The organism is Microbacterium sp. EG9 (assembly GCF_059759475.1).
In genome coordinates, this window is record NZ_CM186217.1 from 720,665 (window position 1) to 733,970 (window position 13,306).

General features: G+C 62.9%; 16 protein-coding genes. All 16 read left to right on the forward strand.

Annotation, left to right across the window (positions count from 1 at the left end; translation table 11 throughout):
* Window positions 1-127: 127 nt before the first annotated feature.
* The 16 genes from AC6CQV_RS03300 to AC6CQV_RS03375 all read left to right on the forward strand — a co-directional run bounded on the left by AC6CQV_RS03300 (window position 128) and on the right by AC6CQV_RS03375 (window position 13,305).
* The gene (locus AC6CQV_RS03300) at window positions 128-286 is read left to right on the forward strand and encodes an HNH endonuclease (protein WP_498260680.1); all 159 of its coding nucleotides are present in this window, start codon (window positions 128-130) and stop codon (window positions 284-286) included.
* A 96-nt stretch (window positions 287-382) separates the two neighbouring features.
* A complete protein-coding gene (locus tag AC6CQV_RS03305; RefSeq protein WP_498260274.1) occupies window positions 383-790 on the forward strand; it encodes a hypothetical protein in 408 nt (135 codons plus the stop codon).
* Window positions 702-2,162, forward strand: coding sequence for a terminase large subunit domain-containing protein (locus AC6CQV_RS03310; RefSeq protein WP_498260275.1), 1,461 nt, complete (start codon window positions 702-704; stop codon window positions 2,160-2,162). The genes AC6CQV_RS03305 and AC6CQV_RS03310 overlap by 89 nt, the downstream gene beginning before the upstream one ends.
* Window positions 2,159-3,568, forward strand: coding sequence for a phage portal protein (locus AC6CQV_RS03315; protein WP_498260276.1), 1,410 nt, complete (start codon window positions 2,159-2,161; stop codon window positions 3,566-3,568). Before AC6CQV_RS03310 ends, AC6CQV_RS03315 begins: the two co-directional genes overlap by 4 nt.
* A complete protein-coding gene (locus AC6CQV_RS03320) occupies window positions 3,546-4,295 on the forward strand; it encodes a VG15 protein (protein ID WP_498260277.1) in 750 nt (249 codons plus the stop codon). The genes AC6CQV_RS03315 and AC6CQV_RS03320 overlap by 23 nt, the downstream gene beginning before the upstream one ends.
* Before the next feature lie 49 nt (window positions 4,296-4,344).
* Complete coding sequence (locus AC6CQV_RS03325) at window positions 4,345-4,833, forward strand: hypothetical protein (protein ID WP_498260278.1); 489 nt, start codon at window positions 4,345-4,347, stop codon at window positions 4,831-4,833.
* A gap of 21 nt (window positions 4,834-4,854) precedes the next feature.
* Window positions 4,855-6,075 carry a phage major capsid protein gene (locus AC6CQV_RS03330; RefSeq protein WP_498260279.1) on the forward strand — a complete coding sequence of 407 codons (1,221 nt, stop codon included), beginning with the start codon at window positions 4,855-4,857 and terminating at the stop codon, window positions 6,073-6,075.
* A gap of 54 nt (window positions 6,076-6,129) precedes the next feature.
* Window positions 6,130-6,573: a hypothetical protein gene (locus AC6CQV_RS03335; RefSeq protein WP_498260280.1), complete on the forward strand. Its 444-nt coding sequence runs from the start codon at window positions 6,130-6,132 to the stop codon at window positions 6,571-6,573.
* The gene (locus AC6CQV_RS03340; RefSeq protein ID WP_498260281.1) at window positions 6,570-6,977 is read left to right on the forward strand and encodes a DUF6093 family protein; all 408 of its coding nucleotides are present in this window, start codon (window positions 6,570-6,572) and stop codon (window positions 6,975-6,977) included. Before AC6CQV_RS03335 ends, AC6CQV_RS03340 begins: the two co-directional genes overlap by 4 nt.
* The gene (locus AC6CQV_RS03345; protein WP_498260282.1) at window positions 6,974-7,363 is read left to right on the forward strand and encodes a hypothetical protein; all 390 of its coding nucleotides are present in this window, start codon (window positions 6,974-6,976) and stop codon (window positions 7,361-7,363) included. The genes AC6CQV_RS03340 and AC6CQV_RS03345 overlap by 4 nt, the downstream gene beginning before the upstream one ends.
* Entirely contained in the window at window positions 7,360-7,776 is a 417-nt protein-coding gene (locus AC6CQV_RS03350) for a hypothetical protein (protein ID WP_498260283.1), read from the forward strand. The genes AC6CQV_RS03345 and AC6CQV_RS03350 overlap by 4 nt, the downstream gene beginning before the upstream one ends.
* A gap of 93 nt (window positions 7,777-7,869) precedes the next feature.
* On the forward strand, window positions 7,870-8,397 hold the full coding sequence (locus AC6CQV_RS03355) for a phage tail tube protein (RefSeq protein ID WP_498260284.1): 528 nt from the start codon (window positions 7,870-7,872) through the stop codon (window positions 8,395-8,397).
* A gap of 79 nt (window positions 8,398-8,476) precedes the next feature.
* A complete protein-coding gene (locus AC6CQV_RS03360) occupies window positions 8,477-9,052 on the forward strand; it encodes a hypothetical protein (protein WP_498260285.1) in 576 nt (191 codons plus the stop codon).
* 14 nt (window positions 9,053-9,066) lie between these two features.
* Complete coding sequence (locus AC6CQV_RS03365) at window positions 9,067-9,432, forward strand: hypothetical protein (protein ID WP_498260286.1); 366 nt, start codon at window positions 9,067-9,069, stop codon at window positions 9,430-9,432.
* Between the two features lie 220 nt (window positions 9,433-9,652).
* Window positions 9,653-12,481: a phage tail tape measure protein gene (locus AC6CQV_RS03370; RefSeq protein ID WP_498260287.1), complete on the forward strand. Its 2,829-nt coding sequence runs from the start codon at window positions 9,653-9,655 to the stop codon at window positions 12,479-12,481.
* An 11-nt stretch (window positions 12,482-12,492) separates the two neighbouring features.
* Window positions 12,493-13,305 carry a hypothetical protein gene (locus AC6CQV_RS03375; RefSeq protein ID WP_498260288.1) on the forward strand — a complete coding sequence of 271 codons (813 nt, stop codon included), beginning with the start codon at window positions 12,493-12,495 and terminating at the stop codon, window positions 13,303-13,305.
* Window position 13,306: the final 1 nt, after the last annotated feature.

Here is a 13,306-nt window from a genome sequence, read left to right on the forward strand (position 1 = left end):
AGCCGCAGCAACCGAACACGTTCACCTGCGCAGGGCACGGCTATCCACCACCCCAAACGATCGAGGCGTGACGCTGACAACGCTCCGTAAGCGCGACGGCGATCAATGCCACTACTGCAAGCAGCCCATGGTGTTCGCATCCTTCGAAAAAGGAAAGCGACCAGACAACATGGCAACCCTCGAGCACGTCATACCAGTGTCCAAAGGCGGATCACACTCATGGGACAACTGCGTGATCGCATGCTGGCGATGCAACATCACCAAGGGCGCAAAAGCAATCGCCTGAGCCGTGAAGGAACCCACGGGTAGTCCCCCCGGCCCCCAAGCCACCAGGACCACCGGGGCCAGGCGGCTTTCACACACAGAGCATTTGGGGGCTTCGATGGCCGATTTGGGGCCGGATGGCCAGGCGCTGTTTGATGCGCTCTCTGTCGCTGTTGTGAAGCACAAGACCGCCACACTGGTTCTCTTACGTGAGGCGGCTCGAGCTGTTGATCGGCTCGCTGACCTGGATGATGTCATATCCGGCAATGGTGTTCTGAACCTTCTTCGATTCCGTCTCGCCGATGACGAGGGGCGAGTTGCTGAGGTCAAGTTCGATGCAGTGCTCAGCGAGGCTCGGCAACAGCAGAACAACCTCGCAACTCTGATGAAGGCGATCATGCCCAATATCGATGCTGCTGCGGGCGTGGAGAAGGAGCGTGACCTCCTTGACGAAATCGCGCAGCGGCGTGCTGCTCGGCGAGCAGGCCCCGCCAAGGGTTCGCTACGTTCCGGCGTCACGAGCTAACTCTTGGGAGGATGTCTCGGCCCTGTCGTCGGGTCTTGGAATTGTCCTCGACGAGTGGCAGGAGGCCGTCTTCGAGGCGGCGATGGGGGAGAGAAGCGACGGTAGGTGGGCTTCCCGCCTGGTTGGCATCTCGACGCCGCGCCAGAACGGAAAGTCTCAGCTAATCGTCGCTCGTGCTTTGGCCGGCATTCTGCTGTTCGGTGAGAAGACGATTATCTGTTCGGCGCACCAGACGGATACAGCCCGTGAGGTTTTCCAGAGGCTTCTTGATGTCATCGACGACAATCCCGCTGTTTCGAAGCGGGTTGACTCGGTGATGAAGGCATTGAATCGGGAGTACATCCGGTTCAAGGGCGGGCAGACGATTCGTATCAAGGCCCGATCCGTTTCGGGATCTCGCGGGTTCTCTGCCGACTGCTTGCTCTTGGATGAAGCCCAGATTCTCGGGCGTCCGGCGTGGTCGTCGATTCTCCCGACTATGTCCGCTCGTGAGAATCCGCAGGCCTGGCTTCTAGGTACTCCTCCCACACCGCAGGATGACGGTGAGGTGTTCTCTCAGCTGCGTAGCCAGGCTCTTGAGAAGTCTGGACGACGGATCTCCTACTTGGAGTGGTCCGCAGCGCAGGACAGCAACCTGGACGACGAGGAGTCATGGCGCGCAGCTAACCCGGCGTACGGAACACGTATTCAGCGTGAAGCGATTGAAGCTGAGCGATCCTCGATGTCGGACGAGCAGTTCGCCATGGAACGCCTCGGCATGTGGTCGGCGGACTCGGTTGCTCGGGTCATTGACCAGGACTCCTGGTCTGCCATTGCCGACGAGACGTCTATGCCGGTGGAGCGGCTGACCCTGGCCGTAGACGTGACGCCGAACCGAAGCATGGCATCCATCGGTTTCGCTGGTCGTCGGGCAGATGGGAAGTGGCATGTTGCTCTGGTAGACACCCGAAAGGGCGTCGACTGGGTTGCCCCCGTCATTCATGACCTAGCTAATAAGAACCGCCTGCATGCGGTCGTCGTGGATGAGCTCTCCGGGCTCGTTGACGAGCGCCATGGTCGCTTTTACCTGACAGGGACGAACGTCATGGTCACGAAGGCAGCCTCGGAAGGCCGCGACATGGCGATTGCATGCGCCAAGTTCTTCGATGCCGTAATGGACCGTTCTGTGCGCCATGCGGATCAGCCGCAGGTGAACGTGGCTCTCTCGGTGGCTCGGAAGCGTCCGCTTGCTGGTGGGTGGGCGTGGAACCGGAAAGACGAAGAGTCCGACATCACCCCGATCGTCGCGGAAACCCTGGCCCTGTGGGGCGCCCGGAACGACACGGTTAAGAAGCCTCAGCGGGCTGAGCGACGGAAGGTGGTGGTCCGGTGAATCTGGTCTCCGAGCTCAGTCCTGATGAGGAAGGTCTGATCCGTAAGTGCCTGCAGCGTTTGATGTTCGCTCAGAGCCCGAACCGGGAAGCTGACCTCCGGTACTCGGGGGAGTGGGTGACGCAGCAGTTCGGGATCAGTATCCCGCCGAACATGCGGATGCTCCGCACGGTGGCTGGATGGTGCGGCACCGCTGTTGATGTCCTCGAGGAGCGTCTCGACTGGCTGGGTTGGGCGACGGTTGATGGTGACGACACGCTCGGGATGAACCAGATCTTTGCCGACAACGAGCTGGCTGTTGACTCGGGGATGGTTCATCTTGACTCGCTGATCTTTGGGGTGTCATTCGTTGCCGTTGGGACGGGTCTTGATAGTGAGCCGAACCCGCTGATCACGCCGTACTCGCCGAAGAACGTGACCGGTGTGTGGTCGCGGACGACGCGTCGTCTTGAGGCTGCGGTTGCTGCTGATTTCGATGATGGTCGTCTTGAGTCGGTGACTCTGTATCTGCCGGATGAGACGGTGACGGTCGACACGTCGGCAACGTGGACCGTGACGAACCGGGATCGGCACATGCTCGGCCGTGTCCCTGTGGTCATGGTCCCGAACCGTGTGCGCGGGTCGCGTGAGACCGGCCGTTCGGAGATCACGAAGTCGGTTCGGTACTACGCGGACGCGGCGGCGCGCACGCTGCTGGGCCTTGAGGTGAACCGTGAGTTCTACAACGCTCCGCAGCGGATCGGTCTGAACATTTCGGATGACATGTTCCAGGACGCGAACGGTAACCCGGTTTCGCCGTGGACGTCGATTCAGGGGCGCGTGTGGAATGTGCCACCGAATGAGGAGGGTGAGGCTGCGCCGGACGTGAAGCAGTTCCCGCCGTCGTCGCCGGCCCCGTACATCGATCAGGTGAAGGGGTATGCGACTCTGCTGGCTGCTGAGGCGGGTATCCCGCCGACGTATCTGGGTTTCCAGACGGACAACCCGGCTAGTGCGGATGCGATCCGTGCCGGTGAGGCGCGTCTGGTGAAGCGTGCGGAGCGTCGTCAGGCGGCGTTTGGGCGTGCATGGTCTGAGGTTGGTCGTCTGGCGCTGCTGATGCGGGATGGTTCGTTCCCGGAGGATTACGCGTCCCGGGTGATGGTGCGGTGGCGGGATGCTGCGACACCTACGCGAGCTGCTGCAGCCGATGAGGCGTCCAAGCTCGTCGGGTCCGGCATCCTTCCCGCCGACTCGCAGGTCACGTATGACCGTGTGGGGCTGACGCCTGCAGAGCAGTCGAAGGTGACGGTTGAGAAGAGCCGTGCGCAGGCATTGCAGCTCGCTTCGGCGATTGGTGCGGCGGCTGCGCCGGCTGTTCAGGATCAGGCGATGAGGTCGCAGAATGCTCCTGTCGTCGGTCGATGATCATCGTGCGCTGATCAACGGGGTGACGAGTCTCGCTGAGGCGGACATCACCACGTATGGGGCATCCTTGCTGGGTGACGCGCCCGATGCGGTAGCTGCTCAGATGCGTCCTGCTGCGGTCAGCGTTGTGTCTCAGTACGGTGCTGTTGCCGGTGTTTCTGGGGCGCTCTGGTACGAGACGGAGCGTCCCAAGCAGGGGTTCTCCGCTGACCCGGTTCTGCCGTCCGTTGGTGAAGAACTTGCTTCTGCGCTCGGGTGGGCATTGAGTCCTGTCTTCAACCCAGACGCGTTCGATGGTGGACCATCTGACGCTTTGCCTCGGCTTGCTGGTGTGGTGCAGAAGTACGTCGCACTGGCTGATAGGGAAACGGTCACTGCGGCAGCGAAGAAGGACAAGCTGTCGACGGGCGTGGAACGGTTCGCCCGGGCTTCGGCCTGCTCATTCTGCGCGTTGATGTCTTCACATAACGGCAGCCATTGGCACACGAACTGTAAGTGCGTGTCGGTTCCGACATGGTCGGATTCGCCTGCCCCGGATTCGGAAACGATGATCCGTTTCGCTGAGGCGTCCGATGGTGCGAGGCAGTACCTCCTTGATGCACGTCGCGCGCACCCCGACTACGGGTCCACGAAGCTGCGCGTCTTTCTCCGGCAGCACCCGGAGTTCGCTTTGACGAACCGGAACATCACCCGCGTGATGCGGGCGCAGTACGGATTCGCTCACTGAACCTGCCCCAGCCGCACGGCACAGGGGTACCAACCCGAACGGGAGAATCATGTCCGACGAGATCGTCGAAGAACCTGCACAGGTCACCGACAACCCGGATCAGCCGACCAGCGACAAGGAGATCGACTGGAAGGCCGAAGCGGAGAAGCAGAAGCAGTACTCACGTACGTGGGAAGAGCGGGCGAAGGCGAACAAGGCTGCGGCCGATCGTCTCGCCGAGATCGAGGAATCGCAGAAGACCGCCGAGCAGAAGGCCGCGGATCGTCTCGCGGAGGCGGAACGCCTCACGGCGGAGGCGAACGCGAAGATCCTTCGCCGTGATGTCGCACTCGAGCACAAGCTCTCCGCGGAAGATGCCGCCCTGCTGGACACGATCACCGACGAGAACGTGATGCGGTCCCTCGCCGCACGTCTCGCCCCTGCCCCGGAGAACCCGCGGGCACCGCACCCTGACCCGAACCAGCGTAAGGCGCCCACCGCGGGCGGCACGCCGGGGGAACAGTTCGCGGACTTCCTCACCCGATCTATGGCCCAGTAACGGGCCAGAAAGGCGGCAACTATGCCCGTCACCACTCTTGCTGGGCTCCCCAGCGCCGTACTGCCCCCGACCATCGCGGGGCCCATCTTCGACAAGGTCAACGAGACGTCGGCGGTGCAGCAGCTCGCCCGCAAGGTCCCGCTTGCAATGACCGCGAACACCGTCGTCCCCGTCTCCATGGACATCCCCGCCGCCGGCTGGGTGTCTGAGGGTGGCGTGAAGCCGGTCGGTTCGTCCGCGTTCGGCATCAAGCAGATGCAGGGCAAGAAGGTTGCTCTGCTCGTGCCCGTGTCGGAGGAGATCGTGCGTACGAACGCTGCGGGCGTGTACGACATGCTGCAGCAGGATCTTCCCGTCGCGATCTCGCGCGCGTTCGACTACGCGGCGATCCGCGGCATCGACCTTCGCACCGGCGGTGCGGGTCCGTTCGCGGACTACCTCACCAAGGGTGCGAACACCGTCGAACTCGGCACGACCGCTCAGAACGCGGGTGGCATGTACGCCGACCTCGTGAAGGGTGAGCAGCTGGTCGCGTCGGCTGGTTACGACTTCACCGGCTTCGCGGCGGACCCGCTGCTCAAGCCGACGCTGAAGCTGCAGACCGACACGCAGGGCCGTCCGATCTGGAACCCGGACCCCAGCCAGGGCCTCACGGGTGGCAGCATCATCGGGTACCCGGCGTACTACAACCGTGGCGTGTCTGGTGCTTACCGTCGCTCCGGTGACCGTGTGCAGGTCGTCACGATCACCGGTTCCCCGACGGGTGGCACGTTCACCCTGAAGATCGGCGGAGCGTCGACGTCGGCGATCGCGTACAACGCTGCGGCTTCGGCGGTGCAGACCGCGATCCGTGCCATCAGCCCCCTGTGGGCAGCGGCCACGGTTTCCGGTTCTGCTGGTGGCCCGTACACGATCACCCTGTCGCCCGTCGGTGGTGCTGCGGCTCCGATCTACGCGGACGGTTCCGCTCTGACCGGTGGCACTCCCGTGATCACGGTTGCGCAGTCGCCGGCCGCGGACACGAAGCTCCGCGCGATCGGTGGCGACTGGTCGCAGGCCGCATGGGGTCAGGGCATGGACATCACGGTCAAGGTGTCGACCCAGGCGTCGTACACCGACGAGTCGGGCACGGTGCACTCCGCGTTCCAGGAGAACCTCGTCCTCCTGCTCGTGGAGGCGTACTACGGCTTCGTCAAGTCCGACGCGCTCGGGGCCTTCACGGTATACACAGACGCGGTGTGACCAACGGTGGGGTGCTGGTGATCCCGGCACCCCGCCCACCCTGAGCTTGGAGGAATGATGACGCTGACGACGACTGTCACATCGGCTGATGTCGCAACCGAGCTCGGGCAGGATGCACCTGCTTCTGGCTCCGTTACGGAGCGTCAGTGGCAGGTGTGGATCGACGACGCGCTCATGCTGATCAGCGCGCGCGCGACGGGTCTCAACATCGCGACGGTGGATCAGGACACCCTTGACTACGTCATCCGTCAGGCGGTGTCGGATCATGCGAAACGCCCCGACAACGCCACGCAGGTCACCTACTCCGTCGATGACGGTTCGTCGTCTCGCACGTACCGCTCCGGTCAGGGGCGGGTGACGATCCTTGATGAGTGGTGGCAGATGCTGGGGTTGAACCCGGTGAAGAGCGGCGCCTTCGAGACCGACACGATGCCCCCGGATGCTGGCGTCTTCCAGGACCCGGCACTGGTTTGGTACCCAATCGGGTGCGAACTGTGACCCTCGGCTCCGACATCACGTTCATCCTTCCCGAACTGCGCCGGCAGGCGGAGTCGCGGATGACGGCGTCGTGCACGATCACGGTTGATGGTGTGGAGACGTGGAATCCGGCGACTCTGCAGTATGAGGACTCCGATGTGGTGGTGTACTCGGGTGCGTGTCGGGTGAAGCGTCGGGATACGCAGGATTCGGTCTCGTCGGCGGCTGAGCAGGTGTTCGTTGAGTCGTTGCATGAGCTTCATTTGCCGGTGGCTTCGTCGGGTGCGGTGGTGAAGAACGCTGTTGTTCTGGTGACTGGTTGCCCGGATGATGCGGAGCTGGTGGGGCGTCGGTTTGTGGTTGTTGCGGTTCCTGCTGGGTCGCAGACGACGGCTCGGCGTATCCCGGTTCGGGAGGTGCAGTGAGCGACGGGGCGGAGGAGCTGCGGAAGCTTGCTGTGGATTTCGATTCGGCTCCTGATGAGGCGCGCCCGTTGGTCAAGAAGGCTGTTGGGATCACGGCGTTGAAGGGTAAGCGGGCGTGGCAGGGTGCCGTGAAGGGTCGCAAGTATCTGGGCGCGTATGTGCCTTCGATTGATTACGACCCGGTCGACAACAACTTGTCCACGGATCTCGGGCCGAACCTGAACCGCAAGGGTGCGGGTGGTTTGGGGATTGTGGAGGATTCGCCGGGTGGTGTGCGGGGTACACCGCAACGGAACTATCTGGTTGCTGAGGCTGTGATGGAGCCGGATCTCGAGGCGGGTGTGCAGCTCGCGATCGATCAGACGTTGCGGAAGTTGGGGCTATGAGAACAGCACACTTCGCGGCGTTCGATGCGCGGCTTAAGTCCAGGGTTCCGGCGCTCTCATCGTTGACGTTCGATGGTGAGGCGACTCTTGATGATGGGACGGTGCGTAAGGGCACGTTCCTCGTTGAGCATGACATGGGTTTCGACGGTCAGGATGACGGGCGCCTGGCGGTGAACGTCTCTGATGTTGCGGATGGTACGTACCGGGTGGTTGTGCGTGTCGTGGCTGATACGCGAGCCGCTGTGCGTTCCGTGGCTGACGTGGTGAAGTCCGGCATGGTCGGGCAGGTTCTCACGATCTCCGGGCGCGTGTGCGGCGCGATCGAGAAGGATCAGGGCCCCGACAGCATCGAAGTCGACGGGTACTCCCGCTACGCGGACCTCGACTTCATTTGGCGTTCTCAGCGCGCCTAACTCTCTTCCTCGGTCTCCCCGAGGATCAACCCCTTGCCAGATGGGTGGGGGTGTACCGACGCCCCGGTTTCGGGGAGAAGAAAGGAGATCAGCATGGCCGATGTGGCTGATGTTGTGCCCCCTGCGATCGACCAGACCGGGAACACGGTGATCTGGTGGGTTGACACGATCGCTGACGTGACGGCGGTGAAGGCGGCTACCGAGCTCGGTGCGACTACGTCGTTCCGTGTGACGCACTCGTTCACGCCGGACGGGTTCCCGCTGGACTCGACGCAGAACAAGAACCCGGATGAGCGTCTGGCGCTTACGCAGGTTCTCGAGTCCCTCGGAACCACCCAGTACACGTTCGGTGACGGCCTGGTGTACGTGGACTCTTCGGCTGCTTCGGCAGCTGCGGTTGTTCTGAAGCCGTCGGGGTCGGCGAAGTCGAAGTCTGGTTACTTCGTGATCCGTCCGGGCGTGCCGAACGCGACCCTCGCCGCGGTTTCGCAGAAGGGCTACGTGATTCCGGTGACGCTTGGTGAGCAGCGTCGTGGCCCGGTGAACGGGTCCGGGAAGTTCACGTGGAAGCAGCAGGTCACGGTCACCGGTTCGGTGGTCGAGTCGACGTTCGCTGCGTGACCGAGTTCCGGGCCGGGGGTCTCGCACCGTCCCTCGGCCCGGTTCACATTCTCTACGGTGCATGAATAGGAACGGTGCGATGGACTTTGATGCTGTGTTGGATGCGGCTGAGCAGGAGCCGGCGGAGGCGGTTGAGGTTCAGGTGTGCTTGCGGCCTTCGGTCGCGAAGAAGCGTTCCGAGCTGCTGAAGCGGCTCGAGGATGCGCGTGCGGAGGATGCTCGCGATTCGCAGGCAGATCCGGGACGCTTGTCGGCGCCCGCGGAACCCGTGACGGTTCGTCAAGACGCGGTCATCGCTGAACTGGACGCGATCGAGGATGAGGTTGAACGGTCGCTGGTGACGCTTCGTTTTGGGCGCGTCGATGGGGATAAGTGGGCGGCGTTGACCCTCGCGAACCCGATCCGCGTCAACGTTCCCCTGGATCGTCACTACGGGTACAACGTGGATGCCGTCAGCGTCGCCGCGGCCCGCCTATCCGGTGTTCGGGTTGATGAGGATGGTGACCACGAGCTCACTGTTGAGCAGTGGGATCGGCTGTACAAGCTGCTGTCTGGTCATGATCAGACGCTGATCCGTGACGCCGTGTGGACGTTGAACGAGTACGCGCCCACACAGCTCACGGAGGCCCTGGTAAAAAGCTACGGAGCAGCGTAGCGCTCCGGGAAGAGGTGCAGGCCGCTGCGCGCGTAGGTATCTCCCATACGGAGTTCCTGAGCTGGCCGCACCGCGACCGGGCGTTGTTGATCGCTCTTGGTCGGGTCGAGAAGAACACGGGTCGGTACGGCGAATGGTTGCCCGACGCGACGTCAGATAAGGCGGACCTGAACTACTACGAGCCCGACATGCTCAGGTTCGCTGTGCAGGGCCCGTTCACGAATCATGCCGAGAAGATGGCTCTCGATGCGGAGAAGCAGTACCGGAAGGAAGCCGGAGAGAAGGCGAACCTGAACGGGATGTTCTGGACGGTCGAATCAGTCGACCCGGTTCCTCAGCGCGTTGACGATGGCCTGGGCAGCGTATCCGACGGCGACTGAAACGAGTAGCGCCAGGAGCGCGATCGCCGCGATCACGAACAGCATGAGCCTGAACGGTTCTACCGGAATGTTGAAGCCGGCTACGACGGCAACCAGAACGGCGATGGCCAAGCCTGCCTGTAGCTGGCTCAACCGGTCCAAAGGGCTCTTTCCCATGCGGACACAGTACCGCTCAACCTAGCCCCCGTCGCACGGGGGCTTTCGCATGTGAGGGGGTCGCATGACGAACCGGGTTGTTAAGGTCTCGATCACCGCGGAGATTAGCTCCTACCTGACCGGTATGGATCAGGTTACGAAGAAGACGCGCGAGTCCGCTTCCGAGCTCGACAAGCTCAGGGAGAAGCTTGAGGCTCAGCGGAAGGCGATGGACTTCGTCGGCAAGTCCATGCTCGCAGCCGGCGGTGTTGTTGCTGCTGGTCTGATTCTCGCGACGAAGAAGGCCGCCGAGTTCGACCAGGCGATGTCGAACGTGCAGGCTGCGACGCACGAGTCCGCCGACAACATGGCGCTCCTGCGTGATGCCGCTATCGAGGCTGGTGCCTCGACGGTCTACTCCGCGAAGGAAGCCGCAGGCGCGATCGAGGAGCTAGCTAAGGCTGGTATCGCGACGAAGGACATCATCAATGGTGGTCTGACGGGTGCGCTCGACCTGGCGGCCGCTGGGGGTCTTGCTGTCGCCGATGCGGCTGGCATCGCGTCTACGACGCTGCAGCAGTTCGGGCTCAAGGGAAACCAGGCGTCCCACGTTGCCGACGTCCTCGCCGCAGGTGCGGGCAAGGCGATGGGAGACGTGTCGGACCTCTCGATGGCGCTCTCACAGTCGGGCACGGTCGCCTCCCAGTTCGGGCTCTCCCTTGAGGAGACGACAGGATCGCTCGCCGCGTTTGCGTCGAAGGGACTTCTCGGCTCGGACGCGGGCACATCGTTCCGTACGATGCTGCTGCGGCTGGCTAACCCGAGCGGTGAAGCGGCCGACAAGATGAAGGAGCTTGGCCTGCAGGCGTATGACGCGCAGGGCAAGTTCGTCGGCATGGAGAGCCTCGCGGGGCAGCTTCAGAAGCGTCTTGGTGGTTTGACGCAGGAGCAGCGCAACGCTTCTCTCGCGATCATCTTCGGCCAGGACGCGATCCGCGCCGCGAACATCCTCTACACCGAGGGCGCGAAGGGCATCGCGAACTGGACGAGGGAAGTCAACGATGCTGGGTATGCGGGGGAGACCGCGGCCACTCGGCTTGACAACCTGAACGGTGACCTGGAGAAGCTGTCGGGCGCATTCGACACCGCGTTGATCACGATCGGTGGCGCTGGGCAGGGCCCTCTACGTTCTGCCGTGCAGGGCATCACTGACCTCGTGGATGGCTTCAACGGGCTTCCGGAAGGTGCGCAGTCGGCCGTCTATTGGGTCGGAGTGGTCACGGCCGCCGCCGCCCTTGCTGGGGGGACATTCCTGCTCGCAGTGCCTAAGATTGCGGCCTACCGGGCGGCGGTAGAGCTGCTCAGCCCTGCTGCGCAACGCGCTTCACGAGCGATCGGCGCGCTGGCTCGTGTTGGAGCGATTGGTGCCGCCGCGGGCGCCGCAGCGTGGGGTGTGGATGCCCTCTCGAATGCTATCGCGCAGGGTCTACTGCCATCTGCCGACAAGATCGACAACCAGATGCGTCAGGCGAAGTCTGGCGTTGATCTGTTCGCGGCTGCGCTCAACAGCGAGGGCATCACCAATACGCAGCAAGCGACGAAACTTCTGCAGGGTCTTGGTGGCGAGCTCGACGCTGTCGCGAAGAGTGACTTCTGGAACCCGCGATCGACGTCGGGTACTGCGGTGACGGTAGCTAACAAGCTCGCTGACATCGCGAACTCTGGCGACATGGCGACGTTCTCGGCTCAGTTCCGTCGCCTCGCGAGTGATGCGAAGCTGACTGATGCGCAGATGCAGACGTTCATCCAGACGAACGAGCCTCTTGCGGACGCTCTGACGAAGCAAGCAACGACCGCTGGCCTCACTGCTGACGCCCAGACTCTGTTGAAGATTGCGATGGGGGATGCCGAGGCATCCACTAAGACGGCGTCGGACGCGTATCTCGATCAGGCGAAGCAGGTTGATGGTGTCCGCGACGCATTGAAGAACCTGTACGACCAGATGGACGCTCAGAACAACGTGCAGCAGAAGGCGATCACTGCGAACGCCGACTGGTTGAAGGGCCTCTCGGGGATCACGGCGGAAGTCGAAGCGCAGAAGAAGGCCTTCGAGGACGCGAACGGAACCCTGGACGGGTTCACGCTGTCGCTTGATGAGTCGACGACTGCTGGCTCCTCGAACGCGGCGATGCTCGCTGGTATTGCTGGTGATGCTCGGGATGCTGCCAAAGCTCAGTACGACGTGGACCAGACGACGATGGGCGCGAAGGAGTCGGCGGATAAGTACGCTGCGACTCTCGCGGATCAGCGGCAGAAGTTCATGGATTCTGCGGTTGCGGCGGGTTTCAACAGGGACGAAGTGCAGAAGCTCGCGGATAGGGTGTTTGCCCTTCCGACGTCGAAGCAGATCGATCTTCTTGTTGACACGTCGAAGGGGTTGACGGAGGCGGAGAAGTTCGCTGAGCGGATCGCGCAGATTCGTCCGATCATGACGATCGACACCCAGCCTGGAACGCTGGTCCCAATCGGGCGTCTGGGCGGCTACGCCGAGGGTGGTCCTGTGCGCGGTCCTGGCACGGGGACGAGCGACAGTATCCCTGCGCTTCTGTCGAACGGTGAGCACGTGTTGACGGCGGCGGAGGTCGCACGGATGGGCGGTCATGGTGCCGTGCTGCGGATGCGTTCGTCTGTGATGCGTGGTTCCGTGCCTCGTTATGCCGAAGGCGGGCCGGTCTACGCGACGTCTACGACATTCGTCACGCCCCGGGCGCAGCCGATCAGCCTGGACGGGATGCGTCTGAGCGGAACCCTTGATCTCGGCGACGGGCTCTCGGGGTATGTGAACGGGATGATCACGGCGTATGACAAGTCGCAGAAGAAGGCCGCTCAGCGTGGTTGGGATGGGAGCTTCTGATGGCATCTACGGTGACCGCGTTCTCGGACATGGCCCCGTCGCCTCGTGCGGTTATCGATATCGATGATGCGGACCTGGACCCGTCGTGCGTGACGGCTCAGGTGATGCAGGTGTCGCAGTGGGGGAGTGTTCCGGTTGAGAACACTCCCCGCACTGTGGCGGGTGGTTTCGTGGTGTATGACTACACGATCCCTGCTGGCGTTTCGGTGGTGTATCGGGTGCGTCAGTTCGATGCGTCGGGGAATGACATCGGCTTGGTGTTGAACATGCCGGTTGAGGTGGAGATCCCGTTTGGTCGGGTGATCCTGTCTGATCCGTTCGCTCCGGCGACGGTGGTGGCCCTGGATGGTGAGGCGCAGTTCGCTGGTCAGCGGGGCCGTTCGCGTCCGTCGAAGGTGTACCAGGCGGGTACGAGATCGTTTGCGATGTCGGGTTTGATGTCGGCGTTTCAGCAGGTGAACTTGTCCTGCTACACGGACACCGTTGATGATGCGGACAAGCTGAGCGATGTTCTGGATCAGCCGGTCGTGTTGGTGCGGACGCACCCGCGTACGGGGTTGCCGGGATCGTTTTACGCGACGATCCCGACCCCGACGGCTGACTCCACCGATCATGCCCGTTTCGGGCGGGACACGAACCTGTGGCTCATGTCTGGGTCGGAAGTGTCGCGCCCGTCGGTTGACGTGCTGGTCCCGGTGTACACGTACGCGCTGTACAAGGCGTACCTGGATGCGAAGTACCCGCCCGAGGCAACGTACGACGATGCGGCGGCCGAATGGGCTACGTACATTGAGGCGATCCGTAACCCGCCGTCGCTGGTCTGAG

What these genes read in the sequence shown, in the direction of transcription:
- AC6CQV_RS03300 (WP_498260680.1), top strand. Translation starts at nt 128, where the DNA reads ATGGTGTTCGCATCCTTCGAAAAAGGAAAGCGACCAGACAACATGGCA.
- AC6CQV_RS03305 (WP_498260274.1), top strand. Translation starts at nt 383, where the DNA reads ATGGCCGATTTGGGGCCGGATGGCCAGGCGCTGTTTGATGCGCTCTCT.
- AC6CQV_RS03320 (WP_498260277.1), top strand. Translation starts at nt 3,546, where the DNA reads ATGCTCCTGTCGTCGGTCGATGATCATCGTGCGCTGATCAACGGGGTG.
- AC6CQV_RS03325 (WP_498260278.1), top strand. Translation starts at nt 4,345, where the DNA reads ATGTCCGACGAGATCGTCGAAGAACCTGCACAGGTCACCGACAACCCG.
- AC6CQV_RS03330 (WP_498260279.1), top strand. Translation starts at nt 4,855, where the DNA reads ATGCCCGTCACCACTCTTGCTGGGCTCCCCAGCGCCGTACTGCCCCCG.
- AC6CQV_RS03335 (WP_498260280.1), top strand. Translation starts at nt 6,130, where the DNA reads ATGATGACGCTGACGACGACTGTCACATCGGCTGATGTCGCAACCGAG.
- AC6CQV_RS03350 (WP_498260283.1), top strand. Translation starts at nt 7,360, where the DNA reads ATGAGAACAGCACACTTCGCGGCGTTCGATGCGCGGCTTAAGTCCAGG.
- AC6CQV_RS03355 (WP_498260284.1), top strand. Translation starts at nt 7,870, where the DNA reads ATGGCCGATGTGGCTGATGTTGTGCCCCCTGCGATCGACCAGACCGGG.
- AC6CQV_RS03360 (WP_498260285.1), top strand. Translation starts at nt 8,477, where the DNA reads ATGGACTTTGATGCTGTGTTGGATGCGGCTGAGCAGGAGCCGGCGGAG.
- AC6CQV_RS03370 (WP_498260287.1), top strand. Translation starts at nt 9,653, where the DNA reads ATGACGAACCGGGTTGTTAAGGTCTCGATCACCGCGGAGATTAGCTCC.